Source organism: Massilia sp. DJPM01 (assembly GCF_030348125.1).
GTDB classification, from domain to species: domain Bacteria; phylum Pseudomonadota; class Gammaproteobacteria; order Burkholderiales; family Burkholderiaceae_D; genus Telluria_A; species Telluria_A frigida.
The window spans coordinates 43,524-65,112 of record NZ_JAQOZV010000003.1 but is presented as its reverse complement, the minus strand read 5'-3'; the positions used below and the strand labels follow the sequence as shown (position 1 = coordinate 65,112).

17 protein-coding genes and 3 pseudogenes are annotated in these 21,589 nt (G+C 61.8%); 12 read left to right on the top strand and 8 right to left on the bottom strand.

What is annotated here, in order from left to right; translation table 11 throughout:
• Window positions 1-89: 89 nt before the first annotated feature.
• Window positions 90-872 (top strand): annotated as a pseudogene (locus tag PO883_RS02900) (serine O-acetyltransferase); the annotation flags it as partial.
• A gap of 336 nt (window positions 873-1,208) precedes the next feature.
• Here PO883_RS02900 and PO883_RS02890 read toward each other — a convergent pair.
• The 4 genes and pseudogenes from PO883_RS02890 to PO883_RS02875 form a co-directional block, all read right to left on the bottom strand.
• Window positions 1,209-1,400 (bottom strand): annotated as a pseudogene (locus PO883_RS02890) (5,10-methylene tetrahydromethanopterin reductase); the annotation flags it as partial.
• 4 nt (window positions 1,401-1,404) lie between these two features.
• Window positions 1,405-2,234 (bottom strand): annotated as a pseudogene (locus PO883_RS02885) (MetQ/NlpA family ABC transporter substrate-binding protein).
• Between the two features lie 28 nt (window positions 2,235-2,262).
• Window positions 2,263-2,877, bottom strand: a complete 615-nt coding sequence (locus PO883_RS02880) for a methionine ABC transporter permease (RefSeq protein WP_289308422.1) — start codon at window positions 2,875-2,877, stop codon at window positions 2,263-2,265.
• Between the two features lie 50 nt (window positions 2,878-2,927).
• Complete coding sequence (locus PO883_RS02875; RefSeq protein ID WP_289308421.1) at window positions 2,928-3,467, bottom strand: hypothetical protein; 540 nt, start codon at window positions 3,465-3,467, stop codon at window positions 2,928-2,930.
• A 306-nt stretch (window positions 3,468-3,773) separates the two neighbouring features.
• On the opposite strand from PO883_RS02875, the gene PO883_RS02870 reads away from it, so the two are divergent.
• The 3 genes from PO883_RS02870 to PO883_RS02860 are packed head-to-tail and all read left to right on the top strand — an operon-like array spanning window position 3,774 to window position 6,147.
• Window positions 3,774-4,586, top strand: a complete 813-nt coding sequence (locus PO883_RS02870) for an endonuclease/exonuclease/phosphatase family protein (protein ID WP_289308420.1) — start codon at window positions 3,774-3,776, stop codon at window positions 4,584-4,586.
• A 26-nt stretch (window positions 4,587-4,612) separates the two neighbouring features.
• Window positions 4,613-5,773 carry a cardiolipin synthase ClsB gene (clsB, locus tag PO883_RS02865; RefSeq protein ID WP_289308419.1) on the top strand — a complete coding sequence of 387 codons (1,161 nt, stop codon included), beginning with the start codon at window positions 4,613-4,615 and terminating at the stop codon, window positions 5,771-5,773.
• A complete protein-coding gene (locus PO883_RS02860) occupies window positions 5,773-6,147 on the top strand; it encodes an RNA-binding S4 domain-containing protein (protein ID WP_167093156.1) in 375 nt (124 codons plus the stop codon). Before clsB ends, PO883_RS02860 begins: the two co-directional genes overlap by 1 nt.
• A 100-nt stretch (window positions 6,148-6,247) precedes the next feature.
• Here PO883_RS02860 and PO883_RS02855 read toward each other — a convergent pair whose 3' ends face one another.
• Window positions 6,248-6,892 (bottom strand): beta/gamma crystallin domain-containing protein, encoded by a 645-nt coding sequence (locus tag PO883_RS02855; protein WP_167093158.1) that lies wholly within the window; start codon window positions 6,890-6,892, stop codon window positions 6,248-6,250.
• A gap of 601 nt (window positions 6,893-7,493) precedes the next feature.
• Between PO883_RS02855 and PO883_RS02850 the strand changes: the two genes are divergently transcribed.
• The 8 genes from PO883_RS02850 (at window position 7,494) to PO883_RS02815 (ending at window position 16,373) form a co-directional block, all read left to right on the top strand.
• Window positions 7,494-8,120 (top strand): TetR/AcrR family transcriptional regulator, encoded by a 627-nt coding sequence (locus tag PO883_RS02850; protein WP_289308418.1) that lies wholly within the window; start codon window positions 7,494-7,496, stop codon window positions 8,118-8,120.
• A gap of 86 nt (window positions 8,121-8,206) precedes the next feature.
• Entirely contained in the window at window positions 8,207-9,997 is a 1,791-nt protein-coding gene (locus tag PO883_RS02845; protein ID WP_167094083.1) for an acyl-CoA dehydrogenase C-terminal domain-containing protein, read from the top strand.
• 167 nt (window positions 9,998-10,164) lie between these two features.
• The gene (locus PO883_RS02840) at window positions 10,165-12,579 is read left to right on the top strand and encodes a 3-hydroxyacyl-CoA dehydrogenase/enoyl-CoA hydratase family protein (protein ID WP_289308417.1); all 2,415 of its coding nucleotides are present in this window, start codon (window positions 10,165-10,167) and stop codon (window positions 12,577-12,579) included.
• Window positions 12,580-12,640: 61 nt separating this feature from the next.
• Window positions 12,641-13,087, top strand: coding sequence for a PaaI family thioesterase (locus PO883_RS02835; RefSeq protein WP_289308416.1), 447 nt, complete (start codon window positions 12,641-12,643; stop codon window positions 13,085-13,087).
• 43 nt (window positions 13,088-13,130) lie between these two features.
• The gene (locus PO883_RS02830) at window positions 13,131-14,327 is read left to right on the top strand and encodes an acetyl-CoA C-acyltransferase (protein ID WP_289308415.1); all 1,197 of its coding nucleotides are present in this window, start codon (window positions 13,131-13,133) and stop codon (window positions 14,325-14,327) included.
• 73 nt (window positions 14,328-14,400) lie between these two features.
• On the top strand, window positions 14,401-15,180 hold the full coding sequence (locus tag PO883_RS02825; RefSeq protein WP_289308414.1) for an enoyl-CoA hydratase: 780 nt from the start codon (window positions 14,401-14,403) through the stop codon (window positions 15,178-15,180).
• 204 nt (window positions 15,181-15,384) lie between these two features.
• Entirely contained in the window at window positions 15,385-15,567 is a 183-nt protein-coding gene (locus PO883_RS02820) for a hypothetical protein (protein WP_289308413.1), read from the top strand.
• A complete protein-coding gene (locus PO883_RS02815) occupies window positions 15,564-16,373 on the top strand; it encodes a hypothetical protein (protein ID WP_289308412.1) in 810 nt (269 codons plus the stop codon). Before PO883_RS02820 ends, PO883_RS02815 begins: the two co-directional genes overlap by 4 nt.
• A gap of 190 nt (window positions 16,374-16,563) precedes the next feature.
• Here PO883_RS02815 and PO883_RS02810 read toward each other — a convergent pair whose 3' ends face one another.
• From PO883_RS02810 to PO883_RS02800, 3 genes are all read right to left on the bottom strand, one after another.
• A complete protein-coding gene (locus PO883_RS02810; protein WP_289308411.1) occupies window positions 16,564-19,185 on the bottom strand; it encodes a hypothetical protein in 2,622 nt (873 codons plus the stop codon).
• 94 nt (window positions 19,186-19,279) lie between these two features.
• The gene (locus tag PO883_RS02805) at window positions 19,280-20,221 is read right to left on the bottom strand and encodes a lipase secretion chaperone (RefSeq protein ID WP_289308410.1); all 942 of its coding nucleotides are present in this window, start codon (window positions 20,219-20,221) and stop codon (window positions 19,280-19,282) included.
• A gap of 5 nt (window positions 20,222-20,226) precedes the next feature.
• Complete coding sequence (locus PO883_RS02800) at window positions 20,227-21,555, bottom strand: sphingomyelin phosphodiesterase (protein WP_289308409.1); 1,329 nt, start codon at window positions 21,553-21,555, stop codon at window positions 20,227-20,229.
• Window positions 21,556-21,589 lie beyond the last annotated feature (34 nt).

Here is a 21,589-nt window from a genome sequence, read left to right as displayed (position 1 = left end):
GCAACTGTTTCGCTGTAGCCGCAAGAAACGGATATACAAGCGCGAAAAAATTCGTTCATTCTGTGTTCTGGCCGGGCTAGGCTCGGCCCATGAAAAACGACATCCCCGAACCGGCCGGCGCGCGGGCGCCGCATTGGAACTTAGGTCCCGTCATCGAGCAGTTGCGCGTGTCGCGCGAAGCGACGCATAACATCCGCCACCACGGGCGGGTGCGCGAACTGCCGTAGCGCGAGGCGCTTACCGTGATCGTGAACGGCTTGTCGGCGGCGCTGTTTCCCACCCATTACGGCCGCCCCAACCTGACCGACGAGAGCATCGACTATTTTGTTGGCGACACCCTCACCACCACCCTCAACCGGCTGGTCGAACAGGTGCGCGGCGGCTTGCCGTTTTCGGCCGGGCCGGACGAGGCGAGCATCGAGGAGCTGGGGCAGAAAGCGGCCGCCATCACGCGCGACTTCGCCGCCCTGCCGGGCATCCGCGCGCTGCGAGTGTCGGACGTGCAGGCCGCGCTGGCGGGCGACCCGGCGGCCACCTCGGTGGCCGAAATCATGCTGTGCTATCCCGGCACCATCGCCATCCTGTATTACCGCTTCGCGCACCGCCTGCACCAGCTGGGCGTGCCGTTCCTGGCGCGGCTGGTGTCGGACATCGGCCATTCGCTGACCGGGATCGACATCCATCCGGGCGCGCGCATCGGCGCCAGCTTTTTCATCGATCACGGCACCGGCGTGGTCATCGGCGAGACGGCCATCATCGGCCAGCGCGTGCGCCTGTACCAGGCCGTCACGCTCGGCGCCAAGCGCTTCCCGGCCGACGAGAACGGGGTCTTGATCAAGGGCGTGGCGCGCCATCCGGTGGTCGAGGACGATGCTGCGCAGGATGGCCGCCTTGAGCGGGGCCTGCGTGCTGTCGCCGCGCCGGCGAGGGCGCGCCAGCGGCACCGCGAATTCGGCCGCCACCGGGCCGGCGGCGCTATCGAGCAGCAGCACGCGGTCGCTCAGGTACAGCGCTTCGTCGATGTCGTGCGTGACCAGCAGCAGGCGGTGCCGTCGGCCTTGAATTCGTCTTCCAGCCAGCCGAAACGGCGCAGTACCAGGCTGGTTGGCGAGTAGTAGGCGTAGTCCAGGCGTAATTCGCGTAGCGGCGCCGTGCTGGCGGCACCGGGGAAGACCGACAGGGCGGCCAGTTGCAGGAGGTTGCTGCGTTTCATGGGGTCCTTGAGGTGAGGCCAGGAAAATGGCGTCGAAGTGACCCGCTTCGAGCAGTTGGGCCAGTTCGATCCAGTAGTCGGCGTCGAGATAGCGGTGGCTGGTGTCGCGCGGGTGGGTCCACAGTCCGGGCGACTGGTGGCCCACGGTGTTCATCTGGAACGTGTTGAAACGGATCGGCTTGGCCATGATGCTATTTGGCTGCCGCTTGCAGGGCAAGCTGATAGTCGGTCTTGGCGTAACCGGCGAAGTGCTTGTTGGTCACCGCCAGGAACTCCGGCGGGCGGTAAGCCGCTGCCAGATCCTTGGCAAACTGCTTCTGTTTGTCGGCGGTGCGCACCGCCACCAAGTTGATGTAGTTGGGCGAGATCTTTTCGGTGACCAGGGCTTCGGTCAGTTTCAGGCCCGAGGCCAGCGCGTAGTTCCCGTTAACAAAGCAAAGGAGAAGTCGGTGTCCTGCAGCGAGCGCGGAAGCTGGGCCGCTTCCAGCGGCACCAGTTTGATCTTCTACTGGTAGCTGGCGATGTCCTTTTTGGACGCGCGTACCGGGTCGAATTTGTCGCGCTGCTTGATCCAGCCCAGTTGATCGAGCAGCACCAGCGCGCGCGCCTGGTTGGTCGGATCGTTCGGCAGCGCCACGGTGCTGCCGTCCTTCACATCGGTCAGCGCTTTGTGTTTTTTGCTGCAGATGGCGATCGGTGCTGTAGGAATCGTCACAAGGTCGGTCAGCGCCAGTTTATGCTCGGTCGCGAACTTGGTTAAATAGACGATGTGCTGGAACACGTTGGCGTCGAGCGCGCCTTCGGCCAGTGCGAAGTCGGGCTGGATGTAGTCGTTGAATTCGATGACCTTGACCGTGTACCCCTGCTTTTCCAGGATCGGCTTGATCCCGAGCTTGATCTGGCCGGCGTACGGCCCGGCACTGGTGCCGATGACGATTTCTTTTGGGTCCTTGGCGCTGGCGCTTGAGGCGATGGCGAGGCTGGCGATGGCGGCGATGAAAGTGCGGCGTGCGATGAGCATGGTGTCCTCTGAATGAAGTGAGTAAGAATTAGCGCTGGTCGATGCGGCGTGCGATGCGGGTGCCGGTGAACTGGATGGTCTGCACCAGCACTACCAGGATGGCGACGGTGATGAGCATGATGTCGGTCTGGAAGCGGTAGTAGCCGTAGCGGCTGGCCAGGTCGCCGATGCCGCCGCCGCCCACCACGCCGGCCACCGCCGAATACGACAGGAAGCTGATCGACAGTACCGTCAACGCCAGCACCAGGCCCGAACGCGCTTCCACCAGCAGCACGCGGGTGACGATCTGGAACTCGGAGGCGCCCATGGCGTGCGCGGCTTCGATCACGCCGCGCGGTACGTCGCGCAGGTTTTGTTCCACCAGCCGTGCAAAGTAGGGAATGGCCGCGAACGAGAGCGGCACGGCGGCCGCCAGCGGCCCGATCGGGGTGCCGGCGATGAGGCACGTGAACGGTACCAGCGCCACCAGCAAGATGATGAAGGGGAAGGAGCGCACGGTGTTGACGATCCATCCCAGCACCAGCGCGAGCGGGCGGTTTTGCAGCGACTGGCCGTCGGCCACCAGGAACAGCACGATGCCGAGCCGGCGTTTGCCGCGCTGGAACAGAGCGTGCTGGCGCGTGTGCTGCACAAATAGGCGCACTCGGACACGAGCACACTAGCGCGGACGCAGCGATGTCTCGGCGAATATCGTTACTTGTGCCCGCTCTCTTTCCGGGCGCGTTGGCCATCAGGGGCCTGGCGTACGCGCTCAAGCACTGAGTCCAGTGCGACCAGGTCATTTTCGTCCGGGCCCAGATCGCTTGTTTTTACGTTACGGATGTTGCGCAGCTTCCTTGATTCGATGTAGATTTTTCCGCCGCGCACATGGGCGGGCGACCATGAAATGCTGTCGCCTTCCTGATTGACAATGACCTGCCTTCGCCACTCGGTGAAACGCGGCCCCCATTCGCCGATGCCTTGTTTGAATACCCTTGTCGGACCGCCGGCTTCTCCTAAAAAAACCTGCTCCACTTGCACTTCCATGCTCTCGCAGCCACCGCCGTTATGAATGCAAACCCATTGCGTACCGGCCGATTGCGGCTTGCGCGCCTCGCATGGATCCGGGCATCCCTGCGCGCCATACGCCAGCAAGACCACCCGCTGCACCTTGCCTGCCAGCAGAACGTCTTGCGCCGACGCCTGCGACATGGCCACCAGAAGGACCAGCGCGGCTAGCCTGACATGGTTCATGCGTGCCTCTTCGATTTGAAAATTGCTCTAACTTTAATATTTCCAGAATTTCAAGGTATATTCTTCGCTTCGCTCCAGGGCGTGACCTTGCGCTGGCATCCGTGCCGGCCTCATGCCGCTGAACAGCTGCAATGTCTTCAGTTAATTGGACATTGCGTTTTTGTTTAAGTTCATGCAGTCGTTCAGGGTATCCGGCTGCCCGGTTACCTGGGATTTTTCTCGCGACCAATCCGCCCTGAGCGGGCAGAAGTGCGCACGATAGAGTTCCTTCTGAAGAACATCCACTGATGGGGTTAGAATGTTCCCATGAAGATTCGTGTCGCTACCTATAATATCCACAAAGGCGTGTCCTCCATCCGGAGCACACCACGCGTGCTGGCCCTGAAAAAGGCGATCGCCCAGTTCGATGCGGAGGTCGTGTTCCTGCAGGAAGTGCAGGGCAAGCATGACCACAACTCGGCGAAGTTCGGCGACGAGAGCCGCGGACACCGCCATTGGCCCGAGCGTGCCCAGCACGAGTATTTCGCGGGCGACTCGCATCATTCCGCCTATGGCATGAATGCGGTCTACGATCACGGCCACCACGGCAATGCCTTGCTGTCCGCGTTTCCCATCGGCGGCACGCATAACCATGACGTGTCCGACCATGCATACGAGCAGCGCGGCATCCTGCATTGCATCCTCGATACGCCCCAATGCCAGGTGCACTGCTACGTGGTCCACCTGGGCCTGTTCGAATCGGGACGCGGACGCCAGACCCAGGCGCTGATCGATTGCGTGAATGCATCGGCGCCGAATGGCGAGCCGGTCATCATCGCGGGCGACTTCAACGACTGGCGCAACAATCTCAGCGACAAGCTGCGCAAGGAGCTGGGCGTGGTGGAAGTATTCGACGAACTGGGCGCGCGTTCGCGCCTGGGCGACCTGGTGCGCAGCTTCTCGGGGCGCGAAAGAGCGGTCACGCCGGCGCGCACCTTCCCCGCCGCGCTGCCTTTTTTTCGCCTGGACCGCATCTATGTGCGCGGCTTCAAGGTCGACACGGCCGAGGTCTTGCATGGTACGTTATGGGCCAAATTGTCCGACCACGCCCCGATCGTGGCCAACCTCAAGCTGGCCTGAGGCTTTGCAACCAACCATGAAGCACTATGCGCTCGGTCCATTACACCGCCCACAACGATATCGCCCTGCTTGAAACCGGACTGGCATTCTTCCCCGCATTGATCGCGGCCATCGACGGCGCCCAGTACGATATTTACTTCGAGACCTATATCTTTGCGGACGACGCCACCGGCCGTTCGGTGGCCGACGCCCTGTGCCGGGCCGGCCAGCGCGGGGTCAAGGTGCGCGTGGTCACCGACTGGTGGGGCACCGGACGCACGCGCTCGACCGCCCTGGGCATCGCCTTTGCCGCCGCCAACGTGCGTTTCCGCGCGTTCAACGCCTGGTTCAAGCGCGGCGTGACCCGCACCCATCGCAAGATCGTCGTGGTGGACCGCGCGGTGGCCTTCGTCGGCGGCATCAACGTCAACGACGACTGGTACTGCGATTACGACCCGGGCAAGCGCCTGCCGGCGCCGCGCTGGGACTTTGCGGTGCAGGTGCGCGGCCCGCTGGTGGCCGCCATCCACCACGAAATGCAGACCCAATGGGCGCGCGTGGGCCACCTGGGGCTGATGAAGCGGATCGGCCTGTTCCGCGAAATGCGCAAGGACCAGTCGCAGCAAGGCGACAAGCCGATGCAGGCCGCCTTCGTGGTGCGCGACAGCTTGCGCAACCGCCACACCATCCAGCGCGCCTACCTGCACGCGATCGGCCACGCCAAGAAAAGCGTGCTGCTGGTCAATCCTTACTTTGCCCCGGGGCACAAATTCCGCAAGGCGCTGGCGATTGCCGCCGAGCGCGGGGTCGAGGTGAAGCTGCTCATCGGCGTGGGTGAAATCAAGCTGCAGGATATGGTGGCGCGCTCGTTTTACCCGAAACTGCTCGACAGCGGGGTCGAGGTCTACGAATACCGCAAGACCCAGCTGCACGCCAAGGTGGCCGTGGTCGACGACGACTGGTCGACAGTCGGGTCGAGCAACTGCGATGGCCTGTCGCTGTTTCTGAACCAGGAAGCCAATGTGGTGGTCAAGGACCATGAATTCGCCCGGACCATGCGCGAACACATCCGGCGCGGGATTGCCGACGGCGTGATGATTTGCCGGGAAGATTTTGAACACGTGGGATGGGTACGGCGCAGCGGTTACGAGGTGGCGTATTTTTTCTATAAAATGGCGATGCGGGTTTTCGCTATAGGATATGCCTGATGGACAATGTACGAATAGATAAATGGTTATGGGCGGCGCGCTTTTTCAAGACGCGTTCGCTGGCGACGGATGCGGTCGATACGGGCAAGGTGCGCCTCGACGGCGAGCGCATCAAGCCGTCGCGCGCGGTCAAGCTGGATGACAGGCTGAACATCGATAACGGCGCCGAGACGTGGGAAGTGCGGGTGATGGGCATTTCCGACGTGCGCGCCGGCGCGCCGGTGGCACGTCTCTTGTACGAAGAGACGGAAGAAAGCGTGAGCAAGCGCGAGAACGATGCGGAAGCGCGCAAGCTGTACCGCGAGCCGGGGACCACCATCAAGGGGCGCCCGACCAAGCGCGACCGGCGGGCGATCAGCAAGGCGGGCGAGTAGCCAGCCTTGCCGTTGCCGCAAACGCCTTTCCTGCGCAAGCGGGAACGCAGGCGTTCCCGCTACCCCGGAGCGCAGCCTGACGGCCCACACCGGGTTTGCGCTATTTCCAGGTAAACGAGAATACGTTTCCTTCCTGCGTGTAGCTCAGGCTGGCCGACTCGTATTCAGGGATGTTCTTCGCATGCGGCTTGCCATCCTTCCAATAGAATTGAAGCGAGCCGTTCGGGGATTCATACTCGCCGTCCGGTTTCCTGACGAAGATTGCCGTGACGATGGGCTTGGTATCGATATCGGTCTCTTTCAGCGTGGCGAACGCGCGCGGCGTGTTCGGATCGACTCCGTCCTGCGGTTCGGGATTCGGTTGGATGACCGAGCCGAAGCCTGCGCTTTGAAGCGTCATGCTGCGGCCGTGGCCGGTGCTGTCGCTGAACTCGAATAACAGGGCGTGGTGTCCGGCTTTATTGAGTACGATAAAAGCGCTCATGCCGCCGATATCGATATTGCCGGTATCGGCGTCCAGCTCTTTCGACGGGCTGCCGAAGTTCGCATGACGAAACGCCACGACCTTGCATGAGGAGCCGATTTTCACCGAATTCAATCGGTCATTGAGGGCGTGGTGGCTGCTATAGATATTTACTTGTGCGCCCAGCGTGGACAGATAAGCCTTGCCGTCAAAATTGCTGCCCTCGTAGAAGATAACCTGGTCGGGGCCGGGAGAAGTGAGCGTAGTTTCTGTCAATGACATAGTTTATCCTCGATAAAGTGTTTCATTTACCCCGTTTCAGTCGCCATGCGCTTTAGGGTCGACGCGCGGGTGCGGCGGCATCAAGGCGTTGTCCATCGCAACAGCGCCAAGCAATGCCGCCTCCATCCGTCGGCCTGGCGTGTCATGGATGACTTCTTCCAAGCGCGATAAATATTGCTTTGTGTGCAATATTAGGCTTAATTCAACGTGGGAAACCCATCACAACGATGAGCTATCGCTGCCTGGCGCAACTGTGCTTTGGACATCGTCGCGGAGGGATCCCGGCCGCGCAGCCGGCCGCTACCATCCTGCCGCGCTTGGGCCGGTCCGGCCCCGCCCCGCCAGATGTTTTGCCGGAACTGCATGAGGTGCATGGAGGAGGCAAAAACGGCAGGGGGCATTACTTGTCCTGCCTGCCGCCGCGCGCGCGAAGCTCAGGAAATCGACAGCATTGCTGCACTGCAGCAATAGACCCCCACCTCTAAGTTCCCGTTTGACATTTGCCTTGTAGTGGATAATAGTACGAGCGTTCGGATTTATATTCAACGGGTCGCATTTTCAACTACCAACGGGACCATCTATTAACACTTCAGTCAAATTCATGCGCAAGGGCGAGCTCACGCGGGCAGCCATTCTGGACGTCGCGCTCGACCTCGCCAGCCGCGATGGTCTCGAAGGGCTGACGATCGGTTTGCTCGCGGACAAAATGAACATGAGCAAGTCCGGCGTGTTCGCGCACTTCGGTTCGCGCGAAGACTTGCAGATGGAAGTGCTCAAGCTCTACCACCACCGTTTCGAGCAGGAAGTGTTTTTCCCGAGCGTCAAGGAAGCCCGCGGCCTGTCGCGCCTGAAAGCCATGTATGCCCGCTGGATCAAGCGCGTGAGCGTCGAAATCGCGTCCGGCTGCATCTATATCAGTGGCGCCGTCGAATACGACGACCGTCCGGGTCCGATCCGCGAAGAACTGGTGTCGATGGTGCGTGCGTGGCAGGGAGCACTGCTAAGATGTGTGGAGCAGACCATCGAGTGCGGCGACCTCAAGCGTGACACCGACGCCAGCCAGATGGTCTACGAAATGTATGGCCTGATCCTGGCGCTGCACCACGATGCGCGTTTCCTGCGTCGGCCGGGCAGTGTCGATCGCGCGCGCAGCGGCTTCGAGCGCCTGATCATGAATTACCAGAATCCGTCCAAGAATCAATCGAATCAAGCGAATCAAGCGCAGTAAGCGAATCAAGCAATCGAGTCATCACCTTGCCGGGTCCAGCACGTCGCTGGCCTGGTCACCAACCATACGTTCGTCAGGAGAAAATCATGGGTCAATACGTCGCGCCAATTCGGGATATGCAGTTCGTGCTGCACGAGTTCCTCAATGTATCCGACGAATTGAAGCAGTTGCCGAAATTCGAAGATGTCGACGCCGACATCATCAACCAGGTGCTGGAAGAGGGTGCCAAGTTCACGCAGGACGTGCTGTTCCCGCTGAACCACTCGGGCGACCGCGAAGGCTGCCACTATGATGCGGCGACCAAGTCGGTGACCACGCCAAAAGGCTTCAAGGAAGCCTACAAGCAGTACGTCGAAGGCGGCTGGGCTGCGCTCGCGTGCGACCCGGAATACGGCGGCCAGGGCTTGCCGGTGGTGCTGAACAACTCGTTCTACGAAATGCTCAACTCCTCCAACCAGGCCTGGTCGATGTACCCTGGCCTGTCGCACGGCGCCTACGAGTGCCTGCTGGAGCACGGCACCGACGAACAGAAAAAAACCTACCTGCCGAAACTGGTCTCGGGCGAATGGACCGGCACCATGTGCCTGACCGAATCGCACTGCGGCACCGACCTGGGCATGCTGCGTTCCAAGGCGCTGCCGCAGGACGATGGTTCGTGGCTGATCACCGGCTCGAAGATCTTCATCTCGGCCGGCGAACATGACGTCGCCGAAAACATCCTGCACCTGGTGCTGGCACGCGTGCCGGACGCACCGGAAGGCTCGAAAGGCATTTCGCTGTTCCTGGTACCGAAGTTCCTGCCGAACGCGGACGGCACCCTGGGCGAGCGTAATCCGATTTTCTGCGGCGCGATCGAAGAAAAAATGGGCATCCACGGTAACTCGACTTGCCAGATGAACCTGGACGGCGCCAAGGGCTGGATCATCGGCCAGCCGAACAAGGGCCTCAACGCCATGTTCGTGTTCATGAACGCCGCCCGCCTGGGCGTGGGCATGCAGTCGCTGGGCCTGACCGAAGTCGCGTACCAGAACGCGCTGGTGTATGCGAAAGACCGCATCCAGATGCGCAGCCTGTCGGGTGTGAAAGCACCTGAAAAGCAAGCCGACCCGATCATCGTGCACGCCGACGTGCGCCGCATGCTGCTGACCGCCAAGGCCTACGCCGAAGGCGCGCGCGCATTCACCTCGTACGCCGCGCTGCAGATCGACCGCGAACTGCATCACCCTGACGAAGAAGTGCGCAAGGACGCCGCCGACGAAGTCGCGCTGCTGACCCCAGTCATCAAGGCCTTCATCACCGACAACGGCTGGATCGCGACCTCGGAAGCGATGCAGGTCTACGGCGGCCACGGCTACATCTCCGAGTGGGGCATGGAGCAGTACGTGCGCGACGCGCGCATCAACCTGATTTACGAAGGCACCAACACGATCCAGTCGCTCGACCTGCTGGGCCGCAAAGTCTTGATGGACAACGGCGCCAAGCTGCGCAAGTTCGGCGAGAAGATCAAGAACTTCGTTGAAGAAAACGGTACCGACGAAGCGCTGTCGGAGTTCATCACGCCGCTGGGCGACCTGGGCGACAAGGTCACCAAGCTGACCATGGAAATCGGCATGAAGGCTTTCCAGAATCCGGATGAAGTGGGCGCGGCGGCGGTTCCTTACCTGCGCGTTGTCGGTCACCTGATCTACAGCTACTTCTTCGCGCAGATGGCGAAGATCGCGCTGGCCAAGCAAGACTCGGGCGATAATTTCTACAAAGCCAAACTGGCGACCGCGCGTTTCTACTTCGCCCGTCTGCAGCCTGAAACGGCAATGCTGATCCGCCAGGCGCGTTCCGGCTCGGCCAACCTGATGGCGCTTGACGCCGACTTGTTCTAATAAGCTAAGTGCTCCCCGTACTCCCGTCGCCCCCGCGCCAAGGTGGCACTCGGCGGGGGCCCAAGTTCGCAGCTAATCGACGAAATTGGGTCCCCGCCGTCGCGGGGACGACGGCTCAAGCGGCAGCGGGGATACGCAATCAGTAATCTGGAAAACAAAGGAAAGCCATGACCAATTTCATCGTTAAAAAAGTCGCCGTGCTCGGCGCCGGCGTGATGGGTGCGCAGATCGCTGCCCACTGCGTCAACGCCAAGGTACCGGTCGTTCTGTTCGACCTCCCTGCCAAGCCCGAGCATGTCTCGGGCGGTAACAGCAAAAATGCCATCGTCCAGCGCGCCATCGACAACCTGAAAAAACTCAGCCCTGCGCCACTCGGCAACAAGGATGACGCAGCGCTGATCGAAATCGCCAACTACGAAGACAACCTCGAGCTGCTGGCCGGCTGCGACCTGATCATCGAAGCGATCGCCGAGCGCATGGACTGGAAGCACGACCTGTATAAAAAGGTCGCTCCGCACATCGCGCCAAACGCCATCTTCGCCTCGAACACCTCGGGCCTGTCGATCACCACCCTGGCCGACGGCTTCGATGCTGAACTGAAAGCACGCTTCTGCGGCGTTCACTTCTTCAACCCACCGCGCTACATGCACCTGGTCGAAATCATCCCGACCGAGTCGACCAAACCTGAAATCGTCGACCAGCTCGAAGGCTTCCTGACCACCACCCTGGGCAAGGGCGTCGTGCGCGCCAAGGATACCCCGAACTTCATCGCCAACCGCGTCGGTATCTTCGGCATGCTGGCGATCATCCACGAAGCCGAACAATTCGGCCTGACCGTGGACGTGGTCGACGACCTGACCGGCGCCAAGCTCGGTCGCGCCAAGTCGGGCACCTTCCGTACCGCCGACGTGGTCGGCCTGGACACGATGGGCCATGTGATCAAGACCATGCAGGACAACCTGGCCGACGATCCGTTCTTCGCCGTCTACAAAACGCCCGAAGTGCTGGCCAAGCTGGTCGCCGCGGGTGCGCTCGGCCAGAAAGCCGGCGCCGGTTTCTACAAAAAGGTCGGCAAGGATATCCAGCGCCTCGACTTCGCCACTGGTAACTACGTCGCCGGCGGCGGCAAGGCAGCCGACATCGTGGCCCGCATCCTGAAAGAAAAGGATCCGGTCAAGAAGATGAAAGCGCTGCGCGAATCGACCAACCCGCAAGGCCAGTTCCTGTGGGCGATCTTCCGCGACGCCTTCCACTACATCGCCGTGCATCTCGGCTCGATCGCCGACAACGCGCGCGACGTCGATTTCGCCATGCGCTGGGGCTTCGGCTGGAACGTCGGTCCTTTCGAGACATGGCAGGCATCGGGCTGGACCCAGATCGCCAACTGGGTCAAGGAAGACATCGACGCCGGCAAGGCACTGTGCTCGGCTCCATTGCCGGCGTGGGTCTTCGAAGGCCAGGTCGCCGAGAAGGGCGTGCACACCGCTGAAGGTTCGTTCTCGGCCTCCAAAAACGCCTACGTGCCACGTTCGACCCTGGCCGTGTACGAGCGCCAGCCGTTCCGCGCACCGGTGCTGGGCGCCGGCGCTGCCGACGGCAAGACCGCCGGCGTCACCTTCCACGAAGACGACTCGGTGCGCATCTGGCACCAGAACGACGACGTGCTGATCATTTCGCTCAAGACCAAGATGCACGTCATCGGCGAAGGCGTGATCAACGGCCTGAAAATGGCGCAAGCCGAAGCTGAAAAGAACTTCAAGGGCCTGGTCATCTGGAATACCGACGCAGCCGAAGGCGGCGCCTTCTCGGCCGGCGCCGACCTGCAATCGGCACTGCCATTGTTCATGCAAGGCGGCGCCAAGGCCATGGAGCCAGGTATCGCGCTGCTGCAGGATACCTTCATGGCGATGAAATATTCGAACGTGCCGGTCATCGCCGCAGTGGCGGGCCTGGCGCTGGGCGGTGGCTGCGAAATGGCGCTGCACGCGTCCAAGCGCGTCGCCTCGATCGAATCGTACATCGGCCTGGTGGAAGTGGGCGTTGGCCTGATTCCCGCCGGCGGTGGCCTGAAAGAAGCGGCTGCACGCGCTTCCAATGAAGCCAAGGGTTCGGACATCCTGCACTTCCTGAAAACGGGCTTCACCAACGCCGCTACCGCCAACGTGTCGAAATCGGCACTGGAAGCGAAAGCGATGGGCTACCTGAAGGAAGACGACGTCATCGTCTTCAACCCGTACGAACTGCTGCACGTGGCGAAAGTCGAAGCGCGCGCGATGTTCGACGCCGGCTACCGTCCTCCGATGAAGAAGACGATCACCGCGACGGGCCGCTACGGCTGGGCAACCATCCGTGCGCAACTGGTCAACATGCGCGACGGCGGCTTCATCTCCGCCCACGATTACAAGCTGGGCGACATGATCGCCGAGATCGTGACCGGTGGCGACATCGACCAGGGCAGCCAGTTGAGCGAGCAGTGGTTCCTCGACATGGAGCGCAAGGCATTCCTCGAACTGCTGAACCATCCGAAATCCCAGGAACGGATCATGGGCATGATGCAAACCGGTAAACCGGTACGCAACTGATCGACCGGCAATGTCGATCCTGAGCTTAGCGTTCAAATTTTTACTGCGAGTGAGGCCAAGCATGGTGTATGACCGTATCAAGCAGCAAATGATGGACACCTTGCCGTTCGTGCGGCTGCTGGGAATCCGGATCGACGCAATCGGCAATGGCACCTCCGAGGTGTCGATGCCGGCCGACCAGAAACTGAACAACCACCTCGGCACGCAGCACGCCGGGGCGCTGTTCACCCTGGCCGAAACGGCGTCCGGCGCGGCCATGGCCGGCGCCTTTGCCGACCTGATTCTGGGTCTGCGTCCGGTGGCCAAGGAGTCGCGCATCCAGTACCAGAAAGTGGCCAAGGGTGCGACGCGCGCCAGCGGCCGCGTTCCGGGCGATATCGCGGCGCTCAAGGCGACGCTGAAAGCGGACGGCAAGGTGGCGTTTCCGGTGGAAGTCGACATCTTCGACGAACACGGCACGCTGGCGGCGCAGGTGCAGGTCGACTGGTATTTGTCCGAAAAACGGTGAATCAGCATCCCATTTCGAACCACAGAATTTTTGAGAGAACACTATGAGCAAACAACTTCAAGACGCATACATCGTCTCCGCCACCCGCACCCCGATCGGCAAGGCGCCGCGCGGCATGTTCAAGTCCATGCGCCCGGACGACCTGCTGGTGCGCGCGATCCAGTCCGCGATGGCGCAAGCGCCCGGCCTCGATCCGGCGCTGATCAACGACGCCATCATCGGCTGCTCGTTCCCGGAAGCGGAGCAGGGCTTTAACATCGCCCGTATGTCGGTGCTGCTGGCCGGCCTGCCGAAAACCGTCGGCGGCGTCACCGTCAACCGTTACTGCGCATCCGGCATCACCGCCATCGCCATGGCCGCTGACCGCATCCGCGTCGGCGAAGCCGATGTGATGATCGCCGGCGGCGTCGAATCGATGTCGATGGTGCCGATGATGGGCCACCACCCATCGATGAACATGAATATGTTCACCGACGAAAACGTCGGCATGGCGTATGGCATGGGCCTGACTGCGGAAAACGTGGCCAAGCAGTGGAAAGTGACGCGCGAGCAGCAGGACGCGTTCTCGGTCGAGTCGCACCGCCGCGCCATCGCCGCGCAGCAGGCTGGCTTCTTCAAGGACGAGACCACCCCGGTCGAAATCATCACCCGTACGCCGAACCTGGCAACCGGACAGGTCGACATCACGACCCGCACGGTCGATACCGATGAAGGCGCGCGCGCCGATTCGACCATCGAATCGCTCGGCAAACTGAAGCCGGTGTTCGCGGCCAAGGGCACCGTCACCGCGGCCAACAGCTCGCAGATGTCGGACGGCGCCGGCGCGCTGCTGATCGTCAGCGAAAAAATCCTGCGCGAGCACAACCTGACCCCGCTGGCGAAGTTCTCCTCGTTCGCGGTGCGCGGCGTGCCGCCTGAAATCATGGGCATCGGCCCGAAAGTGGCGATTCCCGCAGCATGCGCCGCCGCCGGCATCACCCAGGACCAGCTGGACTGGATCGAACTGAACGAAGCGTTCGCCGCACAGGCGCTGGCAGTCATGGGCGACCTGGGTCTGGACCCGTCCAAGGTCAACCCGATGGGCGGCGCGATTGCGCTGGGCCATCCGCTGGGCGCGACCGGTGCGATCCGCGCCGCGACCGTGATCCACGCGCTGCGCCGCAATAACCTCAAGTACGGCATGGTCACGATGTGCGTCGGTACCGGCATGGGCGCGGCAGGCATTTTCGAACGCGTATAAGCGTCGGTTAAAATAATGGCATCAAGGGCGCTGCGGTTTAACCTCGGCGCCCTTTTCACTTTTTGGAGAATACATGGATATTTTGACGAGCAAGGCCGACGGCATCCTGACCATCGAATTTAACCGCGTCGAGCGCAAGAACGCGATCACCGGCGTGATGTACCAGGCCATGGCCGACGCCCTGGTCGACGCCGAGAGCGACAGCGCGGTGCGCGCGATTATCATCGCCGGCAAGCCCGAGATTTTCACGGCCGGGAACGACCTGGACGACTTCATGAAGAATTCGGCTCCGGTCGAAGGCGTGCCGCCCGAGATGCGCCCGGTGTTCCAGTTCATGCGCGCGCTCTCCGGCAGCACCAAGCCGGTGGTGGCGGCGGTGTCCGGCGCGGCGGTCGGTATCGGCACTACCTTGCTGATGCACTGCGACCTGGTCTACGCGGCCGACAATGCCAAGTTCTCGATGCCGTTCTCGCAGCTGGGACTGTGCCCGGAATTCGCATCGAGCCTGCTGCTGCCGCAAATGGCGGGGTTCGCGCGCGCCGCTGAAAAGCTGCTGCTCGGCGAAGCGTTCCTGGCGCAGGAAGCCTACGACATGGGCCTGGTATCGAAAGTGCTGCCCTTGGAAGAACTGCGTCCGTACGCGGCGCGCCAGGCGGCCAAGCTGGTGGCGCTGCCTGCCGCCTCGATCCGCGCGACCAAGTCGCTGATGAAGCGCTCGCGCACTGCGGCCATCAACGAGACCATGGGCGCCGAAAACGCCTTGTTCGGCGCGATGCTGCTGGCGCCCGAAGCGAAGGAAGCGTTCACCGCGTTCTTTGAAAAGCGCAAGCCGGATTTTTCCAAGTTCGCCTGATCCGAAAGCGGCGCACAGCGCGCCGACGCGTAAAGGCTGGATCCGGCCGATGATCACGAATTAGTCGATCCGGGTTCCAGCCAGCAACTGGTGTGCCCAGCGAGCGCGTCGGCCACACTGCGATCAGCCTGGATAGCAAGGCACTGCCCTATCGTGCAAACTCCGGCCGATTTTATGCTAAAGTCGCCGTATTGGAGAGGCATCATGAGCCACATATTGCTCAAGGAACAATCACTGCAATCTGAATCGCAAGATTTAGAGCAGGATAAGTACCGCCGACAGGAGCAGTCGCGTTGGCTCGTCACTGCGGGCCAGCGTTCACTTGAACAAAATTCCTTTATTCCCCAAGAAGTTGCAGAACGGTCAACATACACTTTTAAGGGATGACTGAGCGCGAGCAGGTTGCAGTCACTCCAGCGTTAGTCGAGCTTGTCCTCGCAGCCGTTCAAAATAAAGGTGTCCTTGTAGGTGGGCAGGCCTTGTCGGTCTGGTTAGATGTATTCGGCCTTCGTCCCTACGCGACGTGCGCCCCAATCAGCATCGATGCGGACTTTCTTGGTGATCGCGACCTGGTCGAGGCAATCCATCAGAAGATACCCGGAAGCACAGCGAAATTCCAGCTAAGGTCGGCGATTTCCAGGCTGATTGGCGTTGTCGAAATACCGATTACACCTGACAAGTTCATGTCAATTGACGTTATTGAAAAGGTCCCGCCGCTTAGTGTCCGGCACGTCTTTGAACGTGCGATCGAGATGCGCCAAGACAGCGGTCAAACCTACCTCGTCCTCCATCCGGTAGATCTGCTCACCAGCCGTGCCTATAATTTACGTAGGTTTGAAGAGAAACAGACGGCGAATGGTGTAGAGCAGTTGCGGCTGTCATTGCAAGTTGTCAATGCCTACTTAAGATCCGCACTAAGTGACCCCGGCAACCTGCGGGCGGTACTGCGTATTATTGAGGAAATAGCTCGGCTGGCGAAGGGGCCCTACGGAGCAGCAGCCAAGGCTTACGGGATCGATTTTCTAACGGCAATGCCGCTTGATCTCATCGATAGCGCTGGATTTCAACATACGCGCCGTGGCCAAATAGAGCGAGAGCTGACTAAAGTGAAATGCCCTGATCATTTAGTCGAAACCCCGCTGGCACAAGTTCCTGACGTAGACGAGTCCGCAGGTCCTGACGAGTCCTTGTAAGGCGAACCAGAGTTCATTACCGCCGGGTTCGTTTCGGCGAAGTCAGCGAGGCGCTCGTTGGCGAGCAGCGTATGCTGTTCGACGAAGACTTGGCTGCGCCCGGAGCGAAGGAAGCGTTCACCGCGTTCTTTGAAAAGCGCAAGCCGGATTTTTCGAAGTTCGCCTGACGCGAAAGCGGCGGGGTGGCAATTCAGGCGAGGAATTCCTCGCGGTCTTGCGCAGCCCCGTCGTCCCGCCAGTCGCGCGCGAGAATGGTGGCGACCTCGTACTCCTCGTGCTCCCGATTGCGATATATGTCGATACCAAGCGCCTTTGCCAACACCTGGCAGAAGGCGTGAAATGCGCGTACCAGCGATTCCGGCGCCGATGTGGGATAGACCTCGAACATGACCAGCCGGTCACGTTCATCGATTGCCACCAGCTGGCGCGCCAATACCGTTCCGGCGGCGTCGCGCGCATAGATGACCTGCTTGTTTGCATCGAGCAGGCAGGCCACCGCGGAATAGTCGAAGTACCCGCCCAGCCCGAGGCAACTGCCCACGTAGGTTCCAAGCATCAGGGTTTCCAGAGGATCGGTTTCGATCGCCAGACGGATGCCGTGCGTGCCTTCGCCTGTAGGTGCAGGCGCTTTCCCGCACCACAGGTCGGCGTTGATGCGTGGATGGCGCGCGAACCAGGCGCGGTTGAGCGGATGGTCGAGATAGGCGTGCGTCCGGCCTTGGCCGTGCTCCAGCAGGAAGCGCCGTAGTCCCTTGCGGTTGTCATCCACGCCAGCGAGCAGGCGTACGGCATGGCTTGCCGCGCTCGATTGCCCGCGCAGATTGAAAGGCCTGTCGATGCTGCGCCAGATATGCCATTCGAGGGCGGCCAGCAAGACCGTCGGCAACCGCGCCAGACTCACCCGGCAGTGACGCGCGATCTGCTTGTCCGTGAGCGCGGTTTTGCCTTCAACGTGATCGCGCAGGCGGCGCGGTACGGGGCTGTTCAGGCCCGATTCGGTGCAAAGCAGGTACAGCTTGCGGCACGCTTCATAGGGCTCGCCATCTTCCCAACTGGTGGCAAACCACGGCGTATGTGACGTCTCCGACAGAAACTGGCGGCGCCGTTCATATCGAAGGCATCCCAACAGCCGCGCGGTGCGCATCAACCGTGCCGGTGACGCGGAAAAGAGCCGCAGCGTAAAAGCCGGCCAGCATTGGGCGAGACTGAACAAGCCGTATCGGATCAACCTGGCGTCGTTGTCGCGACGGCCGGCTCGTTCGATCAACAGCCACGTCCGCTCGTCGGTTGCGGCCAGTTGCCGCCAGCCCTCGACCGGCAAATTTCGCGTCATCGATGACAGCACGGCGTCGCCATCGGCCGTGGCTGAAAAGGGCGGGCGGCACAGCCGTTGCTGGAGCGGTAGCAGATACTGTACGCTCTCGCGCAAGCTGTCGACATCGTCCCAGCCGGATGCATGGCTGCGTAGCATGCGCACGTACTTTACTTGCCACGGGCCTGATAGCGCAATAAGGCCACGGTGCCACTCTGGGAAAATCGCCGCATAGGCATGCCATCGCCTGGCGATTTTCTGCTCGTCCTCTTCATCCCATTGGATGTCTTTAAATATGGCCATCCACTGATCGGCGGCATCCGTGCCAAGCTTCTCCCAGCAAGTTTCGCGCAGCACTTGGTCGAAGCCGGGTAATTTGCCGCAGTTTTCCCACGCAATCAATTCCCAGAACTGTCCGTCCGCACCCACCGCACGGCTCATACGGTCGATGTCCGCCATCGGAACGTGCGCGCAATCCTGCTCGGTATACAGGTAGTCGCCCAGGTTTGTGCTCCGATGCGAGTCCTTGCGCCGATTGGCGAGCAGGCAGCCGCACAAGGTGTACGCGGCACTGACCTGATGGCTCAGATTGGAGAGCAGTGCATTCACGTAGAGGTCGAAACGCTGTTCGTCCGCGCTTGCGGCGTCGAGTTCCATCAATTGGGTGACGCCCAACGCGTCGCACGGCAGCAGGCAGGCGCGTTGCGCAAGCACTGCCCCGAGAAAGACGATCTGGCGCGATGGAGGCAGATTCAGGGCCAGCGTGGCCCAATCGTGCGCATCTGGAGCAAGCGCGCACAAACGGGCAGGAAGCGCCAGCGCCATGCCTTGATGCGGGCTGCCGAGGCCCCGCCATACATTGAGCCAGGCCAGTAGCATGGTCGTTGGCTCCGTCCGCAACGACCACAGAAAGGCACGCCGGAATGCCTCTGGAAGCGCGGGCCGCTGGGCCGGTTCGATGCCAGCGCCATGCGCGAGCAGTCCGAAAACTGTCGGTGCCTGATCCGGTCCGGGAAAATTCAATAATGGCTGGCCGTGCGCGTCAAGGCAAGGCAGGCACGCAAAATCATGGCGCGCAAAAAATCCGTCAAGCAGGCGGTCGTCGGACAGCCATGCGGATATATCGAGGATTGGTACCGGCTGCTTTGGCAGCTGGTATTTGGTGCCACGAAAAGCGCGCGGGTGGGCCGCAGTGGCCGGTGGACGCGATGCCGGCACGACGCGTTGCGGCATCGGCAATAGGGCATGTTCGCGTGTCTCCGTCAGCGTATGCCAGAACACGCGCCAGAATGCCGGCCATACCGGCGCAAGTTCGCGTGCCGCGCACAGGCTTTGCCAGTCCGCCTGCAAGGCATCGCGCTGCGGATAGAGCGCGAGTGGCAGATTGGCCAGCGGGATGCAGCTCAGTAGCGTGTCAATGCCGTCGTCGGCCGTGTGACTTACCCATGCGGACAGGCCATCGCCACCGCGCAGCAGATGTATGAGGACGGCGGAGTTCATTGATTGACAGCCTATGGATAAATCCGGTCACGATCGGTTGACGTGGCCCGTGCTGGATGTTATCAGGCTATTCGCTCGAAAGAGCACCGCCGATTCAATGGAAGTGCTTTTGCCGCAGTTGGCCGAGCCTGGCGAGATAGTCCTGATCGGCCGCGTTCGGATATTGGCGCTGTAGCGCCGCCAGCTCGTTGGCGTATGCGCTTCGCTGCGCCTGCTGCTGCTCGCTGCGCTTTTCCAGTTGAGCGATCTCCTGCGCCCGCTCGCGTGGAAAATGCCGCGCGAGTAAACGGTCCCTTAGCTGGTCCGCCGCCTGCGCGTCGGTAGCATCGAGACGGACCAGGCCCAGCTCGATGCGGTATTGCCCCATCGGCCCTTCCGCAGCGCGAAGGTCGTCATAAAACGCCCCGTAATGCTGGCCGCGCAAGTCTTCCACGCGGGCAAGGCGCGCCGCCAGCGACATTCCCGCCGCTTCGCCGGCTGCGAATTCGTTGACAGCGGCGGAAAAGCCGACCTGCGCCTTTTCGCGCCCGAACCACGCCTGCGCCTCTTCGCGTCCCATCGTCGCTTCGCGCAGCGCAGTCAAGCGTTGCAAGCGCTGCGACAGTGGCGTGTCCATGTCCTGCACCAGGCGCGCTTGCGCTTCCTTCACGGCGGGTAGGCGCTCGATGGCGCGCGACGCAATCGCCGCCGCGCGCGCGTCCGGCCAGGCGGCGAGCGCATCGCGCAGCCAGCGTTGGCAATCGTCGATCCCGAGTGCGGCGCATTGCGCCTGGCCCGAGCGCCACCAGCCCTGCAAGCGGCCTTCACGCAGCATCTGCGGGCCGTTCGCCGCGAGGGTGGCCGCTTCCGCCGCGCGCCGCTCCATGGCCGATGCGCGCGTAATGGGCGCGCCTGCGGCAGCGGCCGGCGCCGCAAACGACACCGGCGCGGCCGCAGGCGGCATGGCCGTATCGGGCGCCGGCTCCGGCCCGGCGAAACAGGCATAAGCGGCCAAAACAGCCGTGGCCGACGCGGCAATCAGGATCGCGCTGCGCATCTGGCTCAGAAGGCGAACAGGCCGGCCACCGGGAAGTGGTCCGACAAGTCATGCGCGTACCATACCTCGTCGCGCAGGCTGCGCAGGATGCGCACGTTGTTCTCCTTGCGCAGCGGCTGCCGATTGTCGTTCGCCACCAGGACGTAGTCGAGGTATTCGGTGGTGCCGCCGGACAGCGCGCTGGTGGCGTTGGCATTGACCGCGGCGTCGAACGTATAGGCGTAACCGGTGCTGGCCGGCGCCGATGCGCGCAGGATCGACTGCATGCGCGCGTAATCGTCCGGGAACTTGAACTTGTTGATATTCATGTCGCCGGCGATCAGCAGCGCGTCCGAGGCGGGGATCTTTTTGCTGTCGAGCATGGTGCGGATTTGTCCGAGAGCATCGAAACGCGCCTGGCGGGCTTCATCGCTATCCCTGGACGGCGCATGGGTATTCGCCACATGGTAGGCCTTGCCATTTTTCAGGATCTGCACATAATTGGCGCCCTTGTTGGCCAGGCAATCGTCGCCGACGCAGCGGTCGAACACGATGATATCGTCGGCCATGATCGGCCAGCGGCTGAGCACCATGGTGCCGCCGTTGAGATAAATGTTGGAAGGAATATCCACCAGCCGCGACTGATAGGGGAAGGCGGCGCCCACCTTGGAGAGAAAGCGCGCGCGGCAGTCATTGTCGAAGATTTCCTGCAGCGTGACCACGTCGTAGCCGTCCAGATTGGTGGCGATCTCGTCGAGCCGCGCGCAAATATTGTTGGCCACGACCGGCAGCGCCCAGACGTTATAGCTCAGCACCTTCAATTCGTCGGCCCCGCTTGCCGGCTCGACCGTGTTTTTGTTGTGAACCACGTAGTGGAGGTCGTCGTAACCGCCGGTGAACTTGGCGCGGTAGGACGCCACCGATGCCTTTTGCGCGAACGTGGTGTCGCGCTGATGGACGTTGCGGTCGCCGTACCATGGATCGTCGAAGCCGGCGCCACGCGCGGAGTGCAACAGATTGCTTGAGAAGAGCGTGCCGGTCAGTCTCTGGCGCAGCACCATGCTGCTGCCACCGCCGCTCACGGTCGTGTCGAAGTAAAACGTCTTGCCGTTGGTGATACCGACATTCCGGTTCATCCACATCACGCGCCTGGTGGCGTAGGCGGGAATCACGCTCGCTTCCCGTCCCCAGCTGCTGCCCAGCGCAAGCTGCGCGTCGCCGCTCTGGCTGACCTGGACCGTGACCGGGGCGGCGGTGGTGTTGGTGACATACACATACGATTCGGCGTGCGCCGCGTTGCCAAACAGGGTGCCCAGCAACAGGCAGGATAGAACAAGTCGTAAAACGTGCGGCATGCTGATCTCCGGTAGTTGAAAATCCAGGCTCGAT

Excerpts from the sequence above, each read along its gene's own strand:
- PO883_RS02875 (WP_289308421.1), bottom strand. The coding sequence starts at position 3,467 with ATGAACCATGTCAGGCTAGCCGCGCTGGTCCTTCTGGTGGCCATGTCG.
- PO883_RS02870 (WP_289308420.1), top strand. The coding sequence starts at position 3,774 with ATGAAGATTCGTGTCGCTACCTATAATATCCACAAAGGCGTGTCCTCC.
- clsB (WP_289308419.1), top strand. The coding sequence starts at position 4,613 with ATGCGCTCGGTCCATTACACCGCCCACAACGATATCGCCCTGCTTGAA.
- PO883_RS02860 (WP_167093156.1), top strand. The coding sequence starts at position 5,773 with ATGGACAATGTACGAATAGATAAATGGTTATGGGCGGCGCGCTTTTTC.
- PO883_RS02855 (WP_167093158.1), bottom strand. The coding sequence starts at position 6,892 with ATGTCATTGACAGAAACTACGCTCACTTCTCCCGGCCCCGACCAGGTT.
- PO883_RS02850 (WP_289308418.1), top strand. The coding sequence starts at position 7,494 with ATGCGCAAGGGCGAGCTCACGCGGGCAGCCATTCTGGACGTCGCGCTC.
- PO883_RS02845 (WP_167094083.1), top strand. The coding sequence starts at position 8,207 with ATGGGTCAATACGTCGCGCCAATTCGGGATATGCAGTTCGTGCTGCAC.
- PO883_RS02840 (WP_289308417.1), top strand. The coding sequence starts at position 10,165 with ATGACCAATTTCATCGTTAAAAAAGTCGCCGTGCTCGGCGCCGGCGTG.
- PO883_RS02835 (WP_289308416.1), top strand. The coding sequence starts at position 12,641 with ATGGTGTATGACCGTATCAAGCAGCAAATGATGGACACCTTGCCGTTC.
- PO883_RS02830 (WP_289308415.1), top strand. The coding sequence starts at position 13,131 with ATGAGCAAACAACTTCAAGACGCATACATCGTCTCCGCCACCCGCACC.
- PO883_RS02825 (WP_289308414.1), top strand. The coding sequence starts at position 14,401 with ATGGATATTTTGACGAGCAAGGCCGACGGCATCCTGACCATCGAATTT.
- PO883_RS02820 (WP_289308413.1), top strand. The coding sequence starts at position 15,385 with ATGAGCCACATATTGCTCAAGGAACAATCACTGCAATCTGAATCGCAA.
- PO883_RS02815 (WP_289308412.1), top strand. The coding sequence starts at position 15,564 with ATGACTGAGCGCGAGCAGGTTGCAGTCACTCCAGCGTTAGTCGAGCTT.
- PO883_RS02810 (WP_289308411.1), bottom strand. The coding sequence starts at position 19,185 with ATGAACTCCGCCGTCCTCATACATCTGCTGCGCGGTGGCGATGGCCTG.
- PO883_RS02805 (WP_289308410.1), bottom strand. The coding sequence starts at position 20,221 with ATGCGCAGCGCGATCCTGATTGCCGCGTCGGCCACGGCTGTTTTGGCC.
- PO883_RS02800 (WP_289308409.1), bottom strand. The coding sequence starts at position 21,555 with ATGCCGCACGTTTTACGACTTGTTCTATCCTGCCTGTTGCTGGGCACC.